The 19,476-nt window shown below is 65.9% G+C and carries 18 protein-coding genes; 7 read left to right on the forward strand and 11 right to left on the reverse strand.

Going from position 1 to position 19,476, the window contains the following annotated elements; all coding sequences use genetic code 11:
• Positions 1–429: 429 nt before the first annotated feature.
• From FH609_RS31360 to FH609_RS31370, 3 genes are all read right to left on the reverse strand, one after another.
• Positions 430–939, reverse strand: a complete 510-nt coding sequence (locus FH609_RS31360) for a hypothetical protein (protein ID WP_226961327.1) — start codon at positions 937–939, stop codon at positions 430–432.
• Positions 893–1,579, reverse strand: a complete 687-nt coding sequence (locus tag FH609_RS31365) for a hypothetical protein (RefSeq protein ID WP_226961328.1) — start codon at positions 1,577–1,579, stop codon at positions 893–895. Before FH609_RS31365 ends, FH609_RS31360 begins: the two co-directional genes overlap by 47 nt.
• Positions 1,580–1,732: 153 nt before the next feature.
• Positions 1,733–1,924 carry a hypothetical protein gene (locus FH609_RS31370; protein ID WP_226961329.1) on the reverse strand — a complete coding sequence of 64 codons (192 nt, stop codon included), beginning with the start codon at positions 1,922–1,924 and terminating at the stop codon, positions 1,733–1,735.
• 306 nt (positions 1,925–2,230) lie between these two features.
• Here FH609_RS31370 and FH609_RS02360 point away from each other — a divergent pair, with 306 nt between their 5' ends.
• The 3 genes from FH609_RS02360 to FH609_RS02365 all read left to right on the forward strand — a co-directional run bounded on the left by FH609_RS02360 (position 2,231) and on the right by FH609_RS02365 (position 4,310).
• Positions 2,231–3,103: a PE-PGRS family protein gene (locus tag FH609_RS02360; RefSeq protein ID WP_139665495.1), complete on the forward strand. Its 873-nt coding sequence runs from the start codon at positions 2,231–2,233 to the stop codon at positions 3,101–3,103.
• A gap of 80 nt (positions 3,104–3,183) precedes the next feature.
• Positions 3,184–3,330: a hypothetical protein gene (locus FH609_RS30765; protein ID WP_193317734.1), complete on the forward strand. Its 147-nt coding sequence runs from the start codon at positions 3,184–3,186 to the stop codon at positions 3,328–3,330.
• Positions 3,324–4,310, forward strand: coding sequence for a hypothetical protein (locus tag FH609_RS02365; protein WP_139665494.1), 987 nt, complete (start codon positions 3,324–3,326; stop codon positions 4,308–4,310). The genes FH609_RS30765 and FH609_RS02365 overlap by 7 nt, the downstream gene beginning before the upstream one ends.
• Before the next feature lie 230 nt (positions 4,311–4,540).
• Here FH609_RS02365 and FH609_RS02370 read toward each other — a convergent pair whose 3' ends face one another.
• Genes FH609_RS02370 through queC form a run of 4 tightly spaced genes read right to left on the reverse strand, consistent with a single transcriptional unit; the run spans position 4,541 to position 7,015 of the window.
• Positions 4,541–5,308 carry a GTP cyclohydrolase I FolE2 gene (locus FH609_RS02370; RefSeq protein WP_139665493.1) on the reverse strand — a complete coding sequence of 256 codons (768 nt, stop codon included), beginning with the start codon at positions 5,306–5,308 and terminating at the stop codon, positions 4,541–4,543.
• 2 nt (positions 5,309–5,310) lie between these two features.
• Positions 5,311–5,667, reverse strand: a complete 357-nt coding sequence (gene queD, locus FH609_RS02375; RefSeq protein WP_139665492.1) for a 6-carboxytetrahydropterin synthase QueD — start codon at positions 5,665–5,667, stop codon at positions 5,311–5,313.
• Positions 5,667–6,302 (reverse strand): 7-carboxy-7-deazaguanine synthase, encoded by a 636-nt coding sequence (gene queE, locus FH609_RS02380; RefSeq protein ID WP_139665491.1) that lies wholly within the window; start codon positions 6,300–6,302, stop codon positions 5,667–5,669. Before queE ends, queD begins: the two co-directional genes overlap by 1 nt.
• A gap of 2 nt (positions 6,303–6,304) precedes the next feature.
• Positions 6,305–7,015 carry a 7-cyano-7-deazaguanine synthase QueC gene (gene queC / locus FH609_RS02385; protein WP_139665490.1) on the reverse strand — a complete coding sequence of 237 codons (711 nt, stop codon included), beginning with the start codon at positions 7,013–7,015 and terminating at the stop codon, positions 6,305–6,307.
• Between the two features lie 120 nt (positions 7,016–7,135).
• Between queC and FH609_RS02390 the strand changes: the two genes are divergently transcribed.
• The 4 genes from FH609_RS02390 to dbpB (FH609_RS02405) all read left to right on the forward strand — a co-directional run bounded on the left by FH609_RS02390 (position 7,136) and on the right by dbpB (FH609_RS02405) (position 11,617).
• Positions 7,136–8,050, forward strand: a complete 915-nt coding sequence (locus FH609_RS02390) for a hypothetical protein (protein WP_139665489.1) — start codon at positions 7,136–7,138, stop codon at positions 8,048–8,050.
• Positions 8,047–9,189 (forward strand): DGQHR domain-containing protein DpdB, encoded by a 1,143-nt coding sequence (gene dbpB, locus FH609_RS02395; RefSeq protein ID WP_139665488.1) that lies wholly within the window; start codon positions 8,047–8,049, stop codon positions 9,187–9,189. The genes FH609_RS02390 and dbpB (FH609_RS02395) overlap by 4 nt, the downstream gene beginning before the upstream one ends.
• Positions 9,186–10,421 carry a tRNA-guanine transglycosylase DpdA gene (gene dpdA, locus FH609_RS02400; RefSeq protein ID WP_139665487.1) on the forward strand — a complete coding sequence of 412 codons (1,236 nt, stop codon included), beginning with the start codon at positions 9,186–9,188 and terminating at the stop codon, positions 10,419–10,421. The genes dbpB (FH609_RS02395) and dpdA overlap by 4 nt, the downstream gene beginning before the upstream one ends.
• Positions 10,422–10,519: 98 nt before the next feature.
• Positions 10,520–11,617 (forward strand): DGQHR domain-containing protein DpdB, encoded by a 1,098-nt coding sequence (dbpB, locus tag FH609_RS02405; protein WP_139665486.1) that lies wholly within the window; start codon positions 10,520–10,522, stop codon positions 11,615–11,617.
• 94 nt (positions 11,618–11,711) lie between these two features.
• Here dbpB (FH609_RS02405) and dpdD read toward each other — a convergent pair whose 3' ends face one another.
• Genes dpdD through FH609_RS02425 form a run of 4 tightly spaced genes read right to left on the reverse strand, consistent with a single transcriptional unit; the run spans position 11,712 to position 19,469 of the window.
• Entirely contained in the window at positions 11,712–13,766 is a 2,055-nt protein-coding gene (dpdD, locus tag FH609_RS02410) for a protein DpdD (RefSeq protein ID WP_139665485.1), read from the reverse strand.
• Positions 13,763–14,284, reverse strand: a complete 522-nt coding sequence (gene dpdK / locus FH609_RS02415; RefSeq protein ID WP_139665484.1) for a phospholipase D-like domain-containing protein DpdK — start codon at positions 14,282–14,284, stop codon at positions 13,763–13,765. Before dpdK ends, dpdD begins: the two co-directional genes overlap by 4 nt.
• A 17-nt stretch (positions 14,285–14,301) precedes the next feature.
• A complete protein-coding gene (gene dpdJ, locus FH609_RS02420; protein WP_139665483.1) occupies positions 14,302–18,801 on the reverse strand; it encodes a protein DpdJ in 4,500 nt (1,499 codons plus the stop codon).
• Complete coding sequence (locus tag FH609_RS02425) at positions 18,798–19,469, reverse strand: hypothetical protein (RefSeq protein ID WP_139665482.1); 672 nt, start codon at positions 19,467–19,469, stop codon at positions 18,798–18,800. Before FH609_RS02425 ends, dpdJ begins: the two co-directional genes overlap by 4 nt.
• Between the last annotated feature and the right edge of the window lie 7 nt (positions 19,470–19,476).

A 19,476-nucleotide genomic window follows, 5' to 3' on the forward strand; every position in this document is an offset into this window, starting at 1 on the left:
TGGAGAGCCTTCCGTCCCGGGCTTCCGCAGGGCTCGCGGGACAAAGGGTAAACACTACTAACTCCGCCCTGGCCCGCGTCCAGTCCGGCTGAAGTCGTGACGGCCGTACCGTGGCACGGGTGCACGCCTCTGGTGGCCTACGAGGCGAGCGAGGTCGAACGGCTGGTCGGTCTGACGGCTGATGGGTCCTGCCTGCAACTGGAGGTGACCGGCGATGGTGCGCGATGCACAACGGCGCGCCGAACGGCTCTCTGTCACACGGGTCGCGGGGGCACGCCCGCTCGGCCGTGGGACCGACGACCTCGAGCGCTGGTTCGCGGACGCTTCGGACCTCGTGACGATCGTGGCCCAGCGCGTCTGCGTGGTACGCCCGACAGCAGCCCATGCTTTGGGCTTTGACCATCGCCGGCTCTCTCTGGGCACGAGGGTTCAGACCCCTGCCCGGTTGAGGCGTTCGATAAGGCTGAGTTTGCGGGCGTGCGTTTGTCGTAAGGCCGTCCTGCGCCGGATGAACGTGTCATGTTGGCCGTCGCGTTGGGCGAGTGCCTTCAGATCGGTGAGGAGCGCAACGGCGGCGTCGTAGTCACCGAGCTTGCGGGTCGCGATCATCGCTCCGACTCGCGACCACGCGGCGTCCTCGTCGCCGGCCAGCTCGTTCAACCGACTTTCCAGGGCGAGAGCACGCGCCTTCTCGCGGCGGGCTTCCTCGGCAGCCGCCCGGTGCTTGCGGTCGGCCCGGCGCCGGGATGTGACGTCGAGGAGTTCGACCACGGTTCGGCGAGAGGGGACGGGGACGCTCGTGGCGTGTTGGTCGCGGAATCGACGGATCATCTCCATCCGCACGGTCGCGGCGTCATCCTCGACGCCCCTCAGGAGGAGGCGGTTCTTCTCCTCAAGAGGAAGACCGGTCACCCAGGCGGCGAGCTGGCCGGGGATCATCAGCGGTCTCGTCCAGCGGCGGGCTGGTCTGTGCCGCGATCGTGAGCAGGTCGTCGTCGAGCCGCAGGAAGTCGGCCAGCGCTCGCTGCGCCGCGGTAAGCATGCCCAGTCCCGGCGGCACGGACGGCTCAAGGTCGTCGTCAGCGGCAGGGTTGAACGCGTCCTTGTCCCGTTCCCAGCCGCCGTAGCCGGCCAGCCAGGCGAGATAGAGCGGCCGGAGATCGCCTGCGGCGAGTTCGGTACGGACCCCGACGATGGCCGACAATGTCGTCTCGGCCGTCTCGTCCCACTCCCTGGAGTCATCCTCGCTGGTCAGGCCGAGCAGGAGGAACTCGCCCGTGGTCCGTGCGAGCACCTGGTTGCCCGCGCAGTAGTCCTCGGCGACGTCGATGTCGAGAAGGCGGCGCGGCAGGCGGAGCATGATCCGGCGTGTGCCCCAGTTGGTCACGTACAGGTGCGCGTCGTAGTAGCGCTCCATCATTCGGTTCGGGTCGCCTCGGAAGTTGCCCCACTGGTACTCGTTGACGAAGCTGGTGGCGGTGATCCGCGCACGGGTGGACAGCGAACGCGCCTCAGCCTGCTGGCGATCGTCCAGCGGCCGGTCGACGGCGAGGAACTCGTAGTACTGGTATTCGCTCATCGCTCATCCCGGCTGAGCGGCGCGGGCGAAGGGCTCCGCCCGAAATGCCGAGTCGTCTCCCATGTGGAAGAAGATGTGCCCCTCGAGCGTCGTGTCATCGGTGAAGGCTGCCCAGCCGCGCCCGCAGACCTGGTCGCCTTCGTCCTCGCCTTCCTAGCTGAATTCCACGATGGTGCGGCCGTCGCGTTCGGTGGTCCGGCAGTCCAGCCAGCCGCCGACGGCGATGAAGCCGAACTGGCCGGTCCCGTCCTCGGTGAACTCGATGAAGCCAGGGCCGACGAGGTCAATGGCATCGCGGTCCCACACGTCCATCTCGACGATCCGCCACCGGCCGGTCAGGGGCACCACTGGGATCCTCCACGCTCGTCGCCGTGCGGTGCCACTGTAGCCATAGCGCCGACCCGTCTGACGGGGCAGGGCCGGTTTGGGCTGGATGGCTGTGCCCAGACGGTGATGGAGCGTCGGTCGACTGCGGTGGGCAGTGAGCCCGGACCCTTTCGGCTTCGTTGTGCTGTTCAGTGGCGGTACACGGGAAGGAGTAGCCAGGTCACCTCCGCTCCGTACTTCCTGCCCGGTGCGGGCATCACTCGAACGGGTCGGATCCTGGGAAGTCGCGTTTATCAGTGAACGAGGGCTGGCTGAATAGTCGGCATGGAAATCGGTGAGAGCTGGGCCTATCGAGCACGGGCCAAAGACTGGGGCGCCGCGGTCAGCCGGGTGGAACTCGTCCGGGTAGGCGGGCCGCGCAGTTCCGGCCGGGTGCATGTGCGGTTCCTGGAAGGCGAGGAGACCGGGCTGCAGGAATGGGTGGCGCCGGACTGCCTGCTCGCGCCCTGGGCCGATGTCGAGGTGTTCCGGGCCGATGACGCCGCAGAGTTGGCTCTGGCAGAGGCGTCACGAGAGGTTCGGGGTACGGCGGCCTTCGAGGCGGCTCGCCTGGTCTTGGGCTTCGTCCGGCCGAAGAAGAGCCTGCGCCTGCGTCGGACCGTTGCTGACGCGGGCGTGTTGGAGATCGTCCGTTTTGAGGACACGGCGGCCCTTTTTGGCCTGGATCTGGCCGAGCTGAGTGCCGACCCCATGCTCCACAAGAACCGCAACGGCCTGTGCCTGACCGGCTGGCCGGTCACGAAGCGCATCGCGCGCCACGCCGCCGAGAAATTCGCCGACAGGATCCTTCCCGAAACGGACAACCGCCAGCAGACCCTTGAGGAGGAACGGGCCCGGCCCAGTTGGCATTCATGGCAGCGCAGGGACGACCGCAAGCTGGATGCCGAGCAGACTGTCCTGCGCACGGTCCGTGAATGGTGCGGTGAGGAGCGGGCGGACCGCTACGACGAGTTGGTTGCTCTGCGTGCGGAGGTGCTGCGCCTCGGCGAGTTGGTCGAGCGGGCGGTGCGGACGCTGCGCGACCGGGGGCATGGAGTCATCGCCTCCACCATTGAGCGCGACCTCGGGACCCATATCTCCAGCCTCGGTCCAGACCCGCTGTGTTCGGCGAGTCCCTACGCGCTGGAACACCCGTAGCGGCCCTCGCCTGGCGAGAAGGCACCTGCACGCAAGCTGCTCTCTGCCCAGCCACGGGTCGGTCCACGATTCTGCCACCGGTGGCGGACGACGAGACCGCAGCACAGGCACTCGCCGACACGATCAGCGAGGCTGACGATCTCAACCCTGACCACGTTCAAGCCATGGGTCAGCAACGCTTCGACCCGAAGACCCACTTCGAAGCATTGGCCACCCGGTCGTGCTGACGACCGCCGACCCGGCAGAGATCCCCGGCCTCCTCCGCAAGACACTCGGACACCGGTGGGACGTCACGATCGACGGCAACCAGCTGCAGATCCGCCACCAGGACCGCGCGACGCCCTACCAACCACCTCGCCACTCCGTCCCCTGGCTCGACCTGCTTGCCCTCCTGGAGGCAGCCTTCGCGGACCAAGGCGTCCCTCGTGCTGCTTGCCTACCCCTGCGCTGCGGCCGCGAGACCGAACTGACCGTCTCCGCCGTCCAAGCCCTCGACCCCATCCTCAAAGACGGCGGCACGATCCCCTACCGCCAGGGCTTCATCCCCCAACCCGTCGTCCGACTCACCGCACGGCGTGGCCCGGACGGCTCACTCCAAGACGGCTTCCTGACATCCTTCGTCAACACCTCCCGCGTCGAACCCCTCCCCGACCTTGAGACCTACGCCACTGCCTTCGACCGACTCCTCACCATCCTGTCCCGCCTGAGCCTCCACGCTCGCCACATCACCCTCCGCAGCCACCTCGCCATCTGGCGCCGCCGCCAAGTGGAAGGCATTACTCTTCGCTTCGACCATGCCGGCACCTCCCTCGGTGACCTCGTCCTCCTCTGGAACGCCGCCCACCCGGACCGCCACGGCCTAGACCTGGGCACCTCTCTCGAACGCCTCGCCTGGGCCCGGAGCCGCACCCCCTGGCCCGACCTGATCTTTGGCCCCTTGTCCAGGGCCGCGCCACACGACACCCTCGACGCGATCCGCACCGCCACCCTCCTGCTGGCCCACGGCATCACCCCCAGCGCCCCGCAGCGCCGAAAGCATCACCCGCCGAGTCCTCCAACGAATCCCCGCTCGCACCGCCGCCTTGGGCCTGAGCCACGCGATCCGCCAATTCCACCGCTACTGGCACAGCGCCAATCCCCTCACCATCAACTGGCCGGATGTAGCAATGCAGGTGGACAGCCTGTTCATCTCGAGCGCGTCAGGTGACACCGGCGATCAACGGCCGGATCATGGGGCGGCGCAATGACGATGCGGTCGGACATTACCCAAGGCAGAGAGCTGATCTTGTAGGCTGGCAGGTGAGTCATACGCCTGCTCTTCTCGCTGCTCGCGAGTCGACACACTGGGGCCATGGCGACTGGTCCGTTGAGATGCTGTGCTCGCCTTGCCATACGGCCAAGCCATGCTAAGGGGAATTGTTGACGTCTTGGTAGCAGTCACCCGGAAACACGGGCGACAGCATCGTGACTGTGAATGCTCTCAAGGTTTCGTGCGCTCACTGCGTGGACCAGCCCTCGTTCACGACAGGCCCGGCTGACGTCGCGCGCCATGTCCTCGACGAACATCGGGTGATCGTAGGCCTGCATCGTCAGAACGCGCTCATCAGGACGCTTCACCAAAGGCACCACAGGAGCGGACGCGCACCCCTCTAGGAGCCGTACGGCCTCTTGCACTCCCAAGGGGTAGGGGTTGTCGCCATGCCCAATTACGGAGAGCTTGACGCGGCTGCGTTGGTTGTGAGCACCATAGTCTGAAATGGCTTTTGAGCAGGGGCACAAACTGGTCACCTCGGTTGTGACCGACGTATTCACCGTGGTGTCGCCGTCGTCCCAGCGACCTTCAAAACGGACATCATGGACTCGACAGGATTCTTGGCCGCTCGCAGGAGCTATCGTGGTCGTGCTCAATGAGACGTCGATCGTCACAGCAATCGCAGGTGCGTCCAGGAGATCAACACCAATCTTCAGGATGTTCGGCAGCCTGCGGGGGTCGAATCGGCGCAGGTGATCATGGGCCAGCGCCACCATGCGACTCATGTGAGTGCCGCGACGATCACGCTGGAGCCGCACCGTCACTTCGATCTCGGCGATGCCTTCTTGGCGAAGGTGACCGTCCTCGAAGTACAGCGGGTACCGCAAGGCGCTGATGCCGACCTCCTCAATCTCGATGCCGCGGGAGTCGGTCTCATTCTGAATATCGTGCATGCTTATTCGCCCCGATAGGTGCAACCGGACGTGCACGTTTCACGGACCGTGAGTGCAGAGAGATCAGGCAGCGCCGGCTTCAGCCGCTCCCAGATCCAGCGGGCGAGGACCTCGCTGGTCGGGTTCTCCAGCCCTTCGATGTCGTTGAGGTAGTAGTGGTCGAGTTGTGCCTCGATGGGCTTGAAGGCCCGCTTGAGGTCACCGAAGTCCATAACCCAGCCAGCCTCGGGGTCGACCGGAGCCACGACGTGGACAATGACCTTGTAGGAGTGGCCGTGCAGGCGTGCGCACTTGTGGCCCTCGGGCACGTTGGGCAGTCGGTGAGCGGCTTCGAAGCTGAACTCGCGAAAAATCTCCATCACTGAATTCCCAGATGTTTGTGCGTCTGGAGAGAGAGGATCCAGCGCGGGTTCTTCATGCAGTACTCGACCGTAGCTCTGGTGTTGGCATCAGCGTCCGGGCCATCCATGGGCTGGAGCCGGAAGTGTCGGAAGTCCAAGTGTTCGAACTGGCGGGGGTCACCGTCAAACTGGGGGTAAACAAGCTTGAGTTCGTCTCCGCTAGTCACGACCAATTCGGAGCCGATCTTGGGGCTGACACAGATCCAGTCGATTCCCCCCGGCGGTACGCGGGTGCCGTTGGTCTCGACAGCCACCTCGAAGCCTCGGGCATGCAGTGCGGTGATTGCTGCTTCGTCGAGTTGCAGGAGCGGCTCCCCACCGGTGCATACCACGAACCGATGGTCCTTGGTGGAAGACGGCCACGCCTGCTCGACGGCTTGGGCAAGGTCGTCCGGAGTTCGGAACCGGCCACCGCCCTCTCCATCAGTTCCGACAAAATCTGTATCACAGAACTGGCAGACCGCACGATGACGGTCCTTCTCTAGACCCGTCCAGAGATTGCACCGGGAGAAGCGGCAGAAGACGGCCGGCCGACCCGCGTGACTTCCTTCGCCTTGTAGGGTGTAGAAGATCTCCTTGACCAGATAGGTCATTCTCACGCGCCTTGGTACTGCACGGGGTCGGGGACGCCGGCCTCAGCGAAGCCCTTGAGGCGGAGCAAGCAGGTCTCGCAATGCCCGCAGGCTAGCCCCTGCTCGTTGGGGTCATAGCAAGAGGACGTCTGGGAGTAGTCCACACCGAGGCGCAGACCCTCGCGCACGATGTCTGCCTTGGACATGGCGATAAGCGGCGAGTGAATCTTCAGCCTCTGCGTACCTTCAACACCAGCGCGGGTAGCCAGGTTGGCCATGTGCTCGTATGCCTCCATGTACTCGGGGCGACAGTCCGGGTAGCCGCTGTAGTCGACCGCGTTCACCCCCGTGAAGACATCACTGGCCCCCACCGTCTCGGCGTACGCCAAAGCAAAGGACAGGAAGATGGTGTTCCGCGCTGGGACGTACGTGACGGGCACGCTGCTGCCTGGGGCCTGACGGCCGGCGTCGTCCAGAGACTCGTGCTTCGGCACGTCGATGTCGGCGGTGAGGGCGGATGCACCGAAAACTCGCAGGTCGATGTCAGCGACGACGTGACGTTCAACCCTCTGCGCAGCGGCCACGCGCTTCGCAGCCTCGAGTTCCACACTGTGCCGCTGCCCGTAACGGAAGCTCAGGGCATATGCCGCGTAGTCCATGTCCTTGGCGATCGCCAGAACGGTCGTGGAGTCCAGGCCGCCACTGAGCAGCACGATCGCGGGTCGCCTCGTCATACTGAGCCCCTGTTCTGGACTGGTCTGGTGCTGGGTGTACGGATGAGCCCTAACGTGAATACTAGCGTGTAGAGTAACCGCAACGTAGCGCTAGTTATGCTTGTCAGAGAGTAGGGACGCGTGGGGCAGCTGACGTTGGTCGTCACGTGCACGGACCGCAAGGTCGTCACACCGGCGACGGCACTGCGCGCGAGGTCACTCCCCCGGGGGACCGTGAGGGAGCGAGCAGCGGCGTGGAGGGAACGCGTCGACAGCGCCCCCCGCACGCACACCCTGTCCGACCTCTACCGCGGTGACCACTGGACGCAAGCGCGGCGTCTGTGCGATGCGGCTGCGAAAGCCGGCTTCGCGACGGCCGACCTCTGGGTAGCGTCTGCCGGTCTCGGCCTCCAGCCGGTGTCCGCCTGGGCTCCCGCCTACGCCGCGACCTACAGCCCCCGCCACGCCGACGCGGTGACCGCCAACGCGGAGGAGAGCGCCCAGTGGTGGGCGTTGCTCCAGCAGAGCGTGGGTCGCGCGACGCTGTCGGAACTCGGGGATGACGCTCCCGTGCTGGTGGTTCTCTCGGAGCCCTACGCCAGGGCGATGGCTGCGGAGATTCATGAGCTCGCCGCAGCCGGTGGCGATGCGCTCGTCGTAGGCGGCGGCGAAGAGATCCCCGGCCTTCACCGCGTACCCGCCGACGCCGGTCTGCGACGTGTCCTCGGGGGAACGCTCACCAGCCTGAACGTACGCATGGCAGCGTCGTGGCTGGAGCGCTGCCGGAACGGCCGGCTTACCTCGCCCGCCACCCGTGACTCATGGCGGCTGTGGGCGGCCCGCGCCTCAACGCCGGAGCGGTACGACCGCAAGCCGATGACGGACGACCAGGTCATGGCGTTCATCCGTACGCGACTTGCCGCCCAGCCGGGTCTCTCGCGCACCCGTCTGCTGCGCGAGTTCCGCGGCGAAGGACAGGCATGCGAACAGAGTCGCTTCGCGAAGTTGTACGTCAGAACTGTGAGGGAGCAACTCGTGCCCCTGGGGGAACCGTGACGGAGAACGGCATCAGGCGCAGGGCGCTGCGGATCGAGCAGAACCCCGGTATCCCGCTCTACGTCTTTGCCCTCCAGGCGGGCGAGGTGAACCGCGTCGCCGACGTAGCCCGCATCTCACGTGACGAGGCGGGGAAGTTGCTGGGCTACCAGCGGCCCGAGAAAAAGCAGCACGTCAAGCAGATCCTCGACTACCTCGACGGTGACGACGTTCTGTTCCCCAACGGCCTCATCCTCGCGCTACCTTCGTCGGTTCGATTCAAGGGCAGCCGCGGCCCCAACAGCACCGACGGACTAGCCACCATCGGAACGATCGAGATCCCGCTGCCGGAGTCCGCCGGTGCACCGCGCCCCGCACTTATCGTCGACGGTCAGCAGCGCAGCCTCGCTCTCGCGCGAACAAAGCGGTCGACGCTACCCGTCACTGTCGCGGGATTCGTTACCGAGGAGTTGGAGATACAGCGCGACCAATTCCTCCGCGTTAATACAGTGTCGCCACTCCCCAACAATCTGGTGTCAGAACTCCTGCCCGAGGTCAACACCCGGCTCCCCACCAAACTGTCCGCCCGTAAACTCCCCTCCGCGCTGGCTAACGCCCTCAATCAGGATCACGATTCGCCGTTTCGCGGGCTGATCAATCAGGCGTCGACGGGGAGCGGCCGACGGTCCGAGGCGGTCGTCAAGGACAACAGCCTCATCTCCGCAATCGAGGAGTCGCTGTCGCCCTCCGGGGTGCTGTTCCCCTACAAGAACCTCTCCAACGGCACTGCCGACACAGCCACGATGCGGGAGATCCTCGTGGTGTACTGGAGCGCGGTGCGCGACACCTTCCCGGAGGCGTGGGGTCTCTCACCCACCAGGAGTCGCCTGATGCACGGCGTGGGCATCCGGTCGATGGGACGTCTGATGGACCGGGTGATGGACCGCGTGGTGGCCGTGGCCGATATCGGATCGCCGGAGGCGCACGACCAGGCCATGACGGAGCTGACGCTGGTCAAACCCCACTGCCGCTGGACCAAGGGGCGCTGGCCGGAACTCAACATCCCCTGGAACGAACTGCAGAACACGCCTCGACACATCAGCACCTTGTCGAACCTGCTGGTTCGTACCTATCTCCAGGCAAGGATGAGCACGTCTTGAAGTTCTACTTCCCCGACAGCCAGGACCAGGTCAGCCCGACGTACGATTTCATCAATGACGAGTACTCCCCGTACCGGGTGCGGCAGCGGGACGACCTCTACGCCCATCAGGCCGTGACACCCTCGCCGTACGACGGGATCCTGGTCAGCAAGGCCATAGTGGACGGATCGGTGAAGGGCGCCGGAAAGTACAGTGCCCCGCAGCGTGAACGTCTCTACCGGCTGGGAGTACGAGAATTCTTCCGGCTTCCCGTGGAGATGCGGAGCCTCGGTGACTGCGGCGCGTTCAACTACATCAACGAGGAGTACCCGCCCTATTCGGTCGAGCAGGTGCTCGACTTCTACTACGGGTGCCGGTTCGACGCGGGCATCAGCATCGACCACGTGATCTTCGGATACGACCCTAACGATGTGAACGTCGACCCGGCGTGGGTAATGCGTCGTGAGATCTCGCTGAAGTTGGCTGAGGAGTTCATCGCCGAGGTGCGATCCCGCAACGCGCGGCTGCGCACCGGGGAGGTTGCCCTCGAACCGGTCGGCGCGGCCCAGGGCTGGAGCCCGTCGAGCTACGCCGACAGCGTCGCCCGCCTCCAGCGCATGGGATATCGGCGTGTCGCGCTCGGCGGCATGGTCCCGCTGAAGACGCACGAGATCGTCGCCTGCCTGGAGGAGATCGGACGGATGCGTGCTGACGGGCTGGAACTCCACCTGCTGGGCATCACGCGCATCGACAGCATGGAGGAGTTCGCGAAGCACAACGTCAGCAGCTTCGACAGCACCTCGGCGTTCCGCCAGGCATTCATGGACGAACGGAGCAATTACCACACCGCTGATGGCGCCTACACAGCGGTCAGGGTGCCGCAGGTCGACGGCAACCCCACCCTCAAGCGCCTGATCCTCGCCGGTGTCGTCTCCCAGGCCGATGCCATCAAGGCCGAGCGGCAGAGCATGCGGCAGTTGCGGCGGTTTGACCAGCGTGAGGTGGGTGTCGACGAGGTGATGGATGCGCTTCGCGCCTACCAGGGACTGCTAGGTGATGAGAAGAAGCTCAAACAGGTGGACCGGTGCGAGCGTACGCTGATTGACCGCCCGTGGGAACGCTGTCCGTGTGCTCTCTGCCGAGAGCACCAGATCGAGATGGTGATCTTCCGCGGCTCCGAGCGAAACAAGCGCCGGGGCTTCCATAATCTGACTGTTCTGGAGGCCAGGATGCGTAAGCTGCCCTTCAGCTAGCCACCGCGACGAACGCACGGCGCCACGCGGTGCATCGCACGACCGATCGGATGTGCGGCGTCTGATCACGAAGCAGAAGATCACGAACAGGAGACACTGTGGCCGACCGCTACGAGTTGAAGCTTCCTGCGCTCAAGATTCTCCAGGGCAGCAAGGAAATCTACTGCTTCGCCGTCGACGGCAAGACGCTGCACGACTTCACCGCAGTCTCGCGGGTCCGCCGGGACGACGAGAAGCGGCTGCAGGGGTACCAGAGGCCCGAGGTACTTAGCCACATCCGTTCGATTCGACGCTACCTCGAGTCCGATGGCGCGATGCTCCCCAACGCCCTCGTCCTCGCTTTCGACGAGCGAGTGCGCTTTGAACCCGTCGTCCGGGCCGGCGGCGTGCCGTACTCCGTGCCGGGAGAGCTGATCATTCCCGTCGACGAATCCTTGGCCGACGACGAGAAACCGGCTTGGCTGGTCGACGGTCAGCAGCGCAGCGCCGCCATCCGCGACGCCGACGTCGCCGAGTTTCCCGTCGCTGCTGTCGGCTTCATCGCAGCCGGGCAGGAGGAGCAACGTTCCCAGTTCATCCTGGTCAACTCCACTAAGCCGCTGCCCAAGGGCTTGGTCTACGAACTATTGCCAGAGACCACCGGCCAACTGCCGCGCTCCCTGGCCCGGCGCCAACTCGCGGCACGGCTGATGGTCCATCTGAACATGGGAAACGGCCCCTTCTGCGGCCGGATCAGCAGTCCCACCTCACCCACGGGCGACATCAAGGACAACAGCGTCCTGAAGATGCTGGAACACAGCATCTACGAGGGAGCCTTGTTCCAGTATCGCAACGCCAGCGACGGCACCGGCGACGAGACGCGGATGCTTGCACACGTGCTGGCGTTCTGGACGCCCGTGGCGACGATCTTCCGCGACGCCTGGGAAATGCGCCCTAAGGACTCGCGCCTGACCCACGGCGTCGGCATCCAGGCAATGGGCTTCGTCATGGATCGCCTGACGGCAGACACACCGGTCGAGAAGGTCAACTGGGACCGGGTGCGCACCACCCTGCGTGGTTTGGAGGATCACGTCGCATGGACCTCCGGCACATGGCTGTTTCCTGACGGCGAAGAACGCCGATGGAACAGCCTGCAGAACACCTCCCACGACGTGCGTATGCTCAGCACCTACCTCCAGGCGCGGGTTATCGGATAGGCCGTCTCACCCGGCTGCCCCAGCCACACGATGGCCTGGCGGACCGGGTGGCGACAACATGGGTGACGTGAGCAGGGCTGTCGTCCGTGCATCATCAGGTCGACGCAGCGACTCGGAGCTTGTCGACAGCGGCACGCAGCAGTGATGCTGAGCCGCTGCCGTTCGCATAGCCCACGTGTTCAGTCCTCCTGTTCTGGTCGATGCAGCCGGTGGCTGCGTGTTTCGCACACCGGGTGGCCATGACGATCACGTCCGCCGAGCGGGCCTTATGCCGAAGCTGAGACGAACCGACATGGTCCGATGCCGTCACGACCTTCACGGCCGGCGCGAGCCGCTCGATTTCCTCGGCGCACCGACCCAGGACTGCCTCGTCCAGGGAGTAGAGAAGCAGGTTCAATGACGGCAGGTCAGCGAGCGTCACCTCTCGTTCGCCGACCAATCCAACACGGTCCTGCCAGTCGAAGTCGATGCCGACCTCGTTGGCGAGACGCCGTGCGAATGCCAGGTCACTCTCGCTCAGACGCGTCTGGTGCACCCACAGCGGTTCGAGGAGGCCGAAGGCGAAGGTCCCCCGGGCGTCGGAGTCCGGGCACGCGGCCAGCACGAGGCGGTCGACGAAGTCCAGAGCGACAGGCGCCCGCTCCGGTGAGACCCAGCGGCTGCGTTCGGCGCTGATCTCCTCCAGGATCTCGACGTAGGTTTGTGCCGCGGGCGCGGCCCGCAGCGCGATCTCCATGAGGGCCTGCAACGCGGCAAGGTCCCCTGGCCCGAAGCGGTCGAACGCGACGGCGCTGCGGATGAAGGCATGCGCCGTGAGACCCGCCGGCTCGTTGTATCCCACGGCCTCGATGAAGGCACCGACCAGCTGCCACACCCTGTCCGCCGCCTCGTTCCCCAGGCCGTCGAGGAACTCAGCCAAGACCGCGTCGTCGACGGCCGGCGACGCCCATGCGGCCCACTCGCCGTTGGCCAATGTCCCCTGTCCCACGCCTCCGCCGGCCGCCACCTCGGCGAACAGTGTCTGCCAGGAGTCAATGGCCACGGTCACGGGCGCGACGGCGGAACCATCCGACGCCCCCGCTGGTGAGAGGGCTCCTGGGTCGGTCGGGACCGACGCGGTGTCCTCGCCTTCGCCCAGATCACGGACGATGTGGTCCCATACCAGCCGCGGCACGTCGGCGACACGCTTCTCACGACGTACGGTGTCGGCCAGTCGGCGCAGCAGAGGCAGCTCCTCAAGGACCGACGCCGCGAGCAACAGAACCGTGATGGCAGGCGCCCCCAGTAAGGCCGCCTCGACGTCCAGGAGGTCTGGAACGAACCGCCCGTGTTCTTCCAGGCGCTGTCGTGCCGCCGGAAGATCGTTCTCCGCGAGAGGTTCCTCGAGCGCCGCGTAGATGGCGTTGAGGATGGCTTCCTTTGCTGGAACGGGCGGATCGTGCCGGATGACGTCGGCAAGATTGCGAAAACGCAGGAGTTCCTCACTCCTGCCGAGCCGATCAAGCCGTTTGATTCTCAGTGCCGCGAGGTTGAGCGCCGTTACACCCCCACATGCTTCTAGGTGGTCAAGGATCGTTCTCGATGCGGCGTCGGCACCGGCTGCCAGAGACGCGTCGAACTCCGCGAGGAGGCGCCCAACCGGCTTGGCGACCCGCCACAGCCGGGGAGGGCGGCTGGCCACCGTGCTCTGCATCAGCAGCAAGGCATCGACCAGCTTCCTACGACGGTCGTGAACCTGTCCGGTGCCGAGCCTGAACACGGGCCGAGAGCCGAAGAAGTCAAGGACAGCCCGCTCGACAGAGTCTCCCGGGTCGAGCGGAACCGGCTGGATGCCGCCTCCCAGTTCGTACTGGATGTACGTCGGGCCCGCGAAGGCACGGATCAACTCAACGGTCTTGGCCCGGTCGTGTATGTCACGCGCGATGACATACACGACAAACGGTCCCCGGTCGGCGTACAGCCGCGGCAGCACCACGGGCGCGTCGTCGCCACGCCTCAGGGCATCCACAAACGGCCGGGTGCGGTCCTGGTGGGGGAAGGCCGGGTCCATAGACGGCCACGCCCGGTTTCCCTGGCCGAAGAACCGCTGGAGGAAATCCTCGACGCCCTTACGTCGATTTTCCGGTCGAAGCTCCGGGTGATGTGTCACGAACCACTCCTCCACCGCTGCGCGAGGTCCAGCCGCGCCTGTCCGGCGTCTGGCCCACCCACCTTGTAGATGATCGCCTCGTCGTTCCTCGACATACCTCGCACGGTGTAGTTCATCGAGCCGGTCAGCAGCCACTCCTGGCCGCACAGCGTCTTCTCGTGGACATCCGCGTCACGCCGTACGTGGAGGGTGTCGTCCAGCCTCGCAGCCTCCAGACGCCGAAGGAACGGCTCGTTGTGAGAATCGGGGCGTGCCACGACATAGACATCTGATCCGGCGCCGGCGGCGCGCAGCAGCGCGTCGGACAGCCGCCAGGCGTGGGGAGGCGTGTCACCGAAGAGGGCGTCGAAGCTGCCGTGACGGTTGTCGATCACGCGGACGTCCGTGATCCACGGAGACACCAGCCACAACTCCCTACTGGGGCTCAGTATCTCCGCCATGAGCGCTGCGGCCAGCAGTGAGTCAACGCTCAGGCCCGTCTTGGCGCCAGTACGGAGCGTCCTGGGGGTCAGATCCATTGCCTTCCTCGGACCCCTCACTGAACCGCCTCCCGCAACTCCACTCGTACGCAGACTTCGTTCCCATTCCGGACGTAGCCCCGTACCTCGCCGAATAGCCCCATGACGTCCCGGTCGACGCGCAAGCCCGGCACTGCGATGACCGCCTGGGCCAGGGCGTGCGTCGCACCCGCCGGGCAGACGAGGTCGACGGCCGCGCTCTTGGACATGGTCTTCTGGTAGGCCGTGACCCACTCGGCAGCTGTGACGTCCACTCGCGGAACGCGGTCATCGTGCGCAGTTCGGACCAGCAGCCGGTCCAGGACCGGCTCGTCGGCGTACGGCTGATAGTGCTGGAGATCCAGCGTTCGAGCCTGACGCCCACGCGGCCACAGGAGACTGAACGCCTGGTCGGCGCTGAGCGGGCGGCCACCGCCAACGTTGATCTTCCCGTCGCCGACGGCGTAGGCGATAACCCGGGCGTCCACCTCAACGCCAAGACGTTTCTCCAACTCTGCCCAGGCATCGACCATCGTCAGCGTCTGCACGTCAGTGCCCGAGCCGGAGCCCGGGCGCAGGAGTCGGGCCGAGAACGCCGACACGGCGCCGTGCCGCGGTCGGCCGTCCAATGTCTCCCAGGCGTCGAGGAGCGAGTCAAGGGCGCGCTTGGAATCCTCGCTGTCCTGCGCGTCCCGCAGGTTGGCGACGGCTATGGCGGCGTCGCCGTCGGGCTCATCGGTCAGGTGGCGCAGCAGACGCGTCAGCGCGGCGTCGACGTACTCATGGTCGCTTGGCGCCAGCACGGCGGTGACCAGGGACCAGAAGCGTCGAGGATCGTCCTCGTAGAACCGGACGAGGCCCTCGATGACACCAAGGCTGCCCAGAGAGGTCTCGCTGAGCCACACCACGGCTCCCCCGTCACTGTCTGCGCCGGGTAGGACATCGACGATCAGGTCGCCGTCCTGCGAGTCGGGACAGGCCCGCTGGGCCGCGGCGAGAATGGCGGCCGCCAGGGTGTCTCGGTAGGCGCGCTGAGCTAGGTCCTCGGTGCGGTCGGCGACGTCCTGGGCGACGAGGAGCTCCGCCGCTCGGTCGACGGCGGTGAGCACCCGCTGGTCACCTACTAGTTCGGTGAGCCCAGACAACAACCGGCTGTTGGTGAGCATCTGGTCGGGGTCGGAGCCCCGGTACAGCACAGCGATAATCCGGGACAACTGCCTGGCCCACGCCCCCCGGGCCAGCCTGGTGTGAATTTCCGGTGCGGAGCGCTGACCGTCGAGGCCCTCCAAGGCAAACGCGGTCAGGTAGATCTGCCGGAGCCACTCCCGCTGGAAGCGATTGGACAACTCCGCGAGGGACGGATCCTCATCGAGGGCGTACGAGAACGCCAGGGAACGCCACTGCGCCGACGACAGATACTGCCTGACCTGCGCGTACGATGTCTCGAGCGGCCTGAGTACGAAGCGGGCGGCGTCGACATCCATGCTGAAGCCAAGCGCGGCCGGCCGGCCCTGCACCTCATAGAAGACTCTCCGGGTCTCACCCTCGCCCTTCTGGAACGCCACCTCACAGTCGGCGCCGACTGTCATGCGACGCATCACGATCGGGTTCCCCGCCGCGTGGGTCGCGAAGTTGACAGCGGCGACGCGTGAGCGCCAGGGAGACGGGTTCGGCACGTCAGCCGGAGTCGGGGGCGCGTCCTCGGGCACGACGATCTGGCTGCCCCACAGCGGGAAACCCTGGGACTGGTCAGCGACATTCGGAGGTGGTTCGGAGAGTTTCAGGGAGTGGGGACGAAAGACCATAACCTCCTGCGTTCTCGGTCCGTGTGGCTGCCACATTCCCTCGGGCTCGGCGTGGTCAACGATCTCAGGCAGTTCCAACGTGTCCACGCCGCTCCGTGGCACAGGTAGCCAGGTCCTCTCGTCGTCGCGACGATGACCGAAGCGACGACTTACGCGGCCAGGGACCGCCTCCCGGAGAGCACGGGCGATGGGAAGGTACTCCTCGCCATCCTGGCCGGGGAACGGCAAGATCAGCGTCACCTCCGGTAGGTTCAAAGGTTCAAAGAGCGCTCGCGTGACGAACTCGGGGAGCAAAGCCCCCTCCTCATCACCAGGGTCCCGGCTCAGGGGCGTCCACTCGCTGCGGAGCCGACGCAACGCGGTCGGTACGACGGCCAGCATCAGCGAGCGTGGCTGTTCCCAGAGCAGGGCCTGTACCTCGTCCGCGCTGACCCGTAGGGCCCACCGCAGGTGCCGGGCGAGTTCGTCCTGCCGGTCGGGCTTGCGGAGCAATTCGTCGAGAAGTCGTGTCAGCGCGTCGTGGCTCTTCCGGAGCTTGTCGTGCACGCGTCGGCCCTTGGGGGCCTTGAGGATCTCTCGCGGGTCGGCGTCCTCGCCTTGCCGGCGAAGCACGCGGGCCGTCCAGTCCAGGAATGATTGCGTGGCCTGGATCTTCAGCACGAAACGGTTGGTGACCGGCAGGCTCCGGGCAGGTACCTCGGGAGAGAAGAGCGTCTCGTACGCTTGGTAGGCCAGTCGGTCCCGGCCGTAGTCCGATAGCGTGACGATGGTGACGGGGCGCGTACCACGGGTTCGGCCGGCTCGGCCGCGACGCTGAATGAATGCCGCGGGGTCTCGAGGTGCCTTGTGCTGGAGCACGAGGCCCACCCGCGGGTCGTTGAACCCAACTTCTAGGGAGGCCGTGGCGACGGTCAGGTTCGCGTGGCGATCTACACCAACATCTTGGGAGGACGTTCGTCCGATCCGCAGGTAGTGCAGTTGAAGATCTGGGTCGAGATCATGGCCGATCTTCTCCACGATGTCCCACGACTGCGCCCCGAGGTAGCGAGCCACTCGCTCGTCACGGATGGATGAGCGCAGGCCGGCGAGGACCGGCTTCCGGCTGCGGGGGCGGCGGCTGCCGGTGCGGTCCTGTCCACCCTCGGCGTCCCGGAGGTCGTTGTAGAAGCGGTTGGTGACGTCCAGGTCGTCGGTGAAGAGGAAACCCGTCGAGCCGTACAGGTATGGGGACGACTCTCGGTCGAGTAGGCGTCCATGGAGCATGGCGGTCTGGATCGACGTCGACAGCAGGCTCGCACCCGAGACGGGGTCTCCGCGGAGTGCGAGGGCGTATTCACGGCCCTCCTCCACTAGATCTTCCGCCGCTGGCTCTACGGCGGTCACCTCCCCCGGGTGGAGTCCCACCAGTTGCGCGAGGAACGCGTCGGCGTCGCGCAGGGTCGCGGATAGGCCGACGAAGGTAACGGGCCGGCCGACCGCCTCGCGCCAGCGACGCAGCAGCAGGGCGACTTGGGCTCCGTGCAACCCGCCGTAGGTATGGACCTCGTCCAGCAGGACAAGCGAGGGGGCTGCGTTGCCGCCGCGCCAGCCAAGGAGTCGATCGAGTCCAGACTTGCCGCTGTAACGGTTCAGCATCTCTGTCGTTGTGAACAACAGGTCCGGGGGGTTCTTCTGTAGCGACTCACGAGTGAGCGCGAGGCGGTTGTTAGCTAGGACGTACCCGCATTTCGTGCAGGTCAGCCGTTCGAGTCCTTGCCAGATGTCCTGGTCGGCCCATTCGAGATCTCCGGTGCCACACCGTGGGGCGGGACACGGCAGGTAGGGGCAGATGACTCCGTTACGGGTTCGTCGCCACTGGGTGGCGAAGCGTGAATTCGGCTTCAGCTTGTCGTCGTTCCGGTGCCACGGGGTGTCGCCGTAGAGTGCGCCGATACGAAGCGGGGGCTGACCGTCCCGACGGAGCGCCTCGTCGACGGTGTCCGCCTCCTGGATGGCAGTGCGAAGCTGGTCTCGCAGGAGTTCCTTCCGGGGGTAGAGCGCCAGGGTGCGTACGCGCCGCTGCCCCGTGCCGCGGCTGGCCATTGCGGCGAACGCCGGCAAATAGAACGCCAGCGTCTTGCCGCTACCGGTGCCCGCGCCGACGATGACCCCCCTGGATCGCTCCGCGTCCAGGGAGGAGAAGACCATACGTGCGGCATCCACCTGGAAGCGCGCGAGGTCACGGTCCTGGAGCAGCGCGGTAGTGACACGTGTCCGAACCGCGTCCCAGGACGGGAGCGACGCCAGTTCGCGTAGTGCGTCCATGACCGGGATGTCCCGACGCGGATAGCGCCGGGGCGCCACGTACAGCCGGTAGTCGGCGATCAAACGTCGCTGCTGTTGCCACCAGCCCGGATCTGGCTGATCAGCCCAGCCGCGTTGGGCGAAGAGCTGCCGCAGCCCGACGGTGAGCCGCACCGACTCGGCCAGCCGGGTTCTGTACCGGGGCGGCGTCGCGACGGGCACCGGCACCTGGAATAGCAGGGCGCCATCGAGGAAGTCCTCCAGCACCTCGCGGCTCGTAACGTCGGTGGGGGAGTTCTTGTGACTGTGGAGAACGTCGTCGATGGTGTCGAGAACCTCCGCCTCCGACAGGGTGGTGTCCGTGATCCCCCACGAGAGCAGCGGGAGCTCACGGTTCTCCAGTCGGTTCAATAGTTCGTTGGCGAAGCGGGGGTGGAAAGGGTCTGTCACGCTCCAGTCCTCTGCAGGGTGATGTGAAGGTCTAGGTCGAATTGGCGAAGTAGAGCGATATCGCTGTCGGAGACTTCGCGGAGCGTCGGGCTGGGACGCTGTTCCAGGCGCTCCACGAGCTGCTGCAGTTCGCTTGGGGGATCCGCCTTGCCGTGCAGGGCCTCAGCGAGGATGGTGTAGCTGTTGGTGAACAGGGTGACGTCTGAAGGGGACAGCGCTTTGGCCCCCTGCGTTCGTCGGAGTTCCGCCATCCGGCGCTGTGTCTCCTGACGCTCTCCGGTTGGGAGCGTGGAGATTCGCGCCAGTGGAAGCGCGTCGAGTCGTGCACTGGCCCACGCTACCCATGCCTCCATGTTGACATCCCTGATCTTGCCGGTGGCCTCGATAACCTTGTTCTTGGCATTCCTGAAGGTTGGGTTGTCAGGTAGACCGTGGGACGCCTTCCGCTCGAAGGTGAGACGTGCGGAGTCAACGGCGGACAGATCGGGTGGGCCGGCGGCTCCCACCTCAACGAGGGTGTGTCTCAACTCCACCTGACTCCTGAGGTCCCCCAGCGCCGCGCGGAGTTCGGTGCAACGGTTGAGGACTCTGTCGGCGTTCTCGTCCGCCTTTGCTCCGGCATCGAGTTGCCGGGCGCGGTTGTGCAACTGTACCGCCTTGTCGTACACGGACAGG

It is taken from the genome of Streptomyces sp. 3MP-14 (assembly GCF_006334905.2).
Classification (GTDB): Bacteria; Actinomycetota; Actinomycetes; order Streptomycetales; family Streptomycetaceae; genus Streptomyces; species Streptomyces triticirhizae.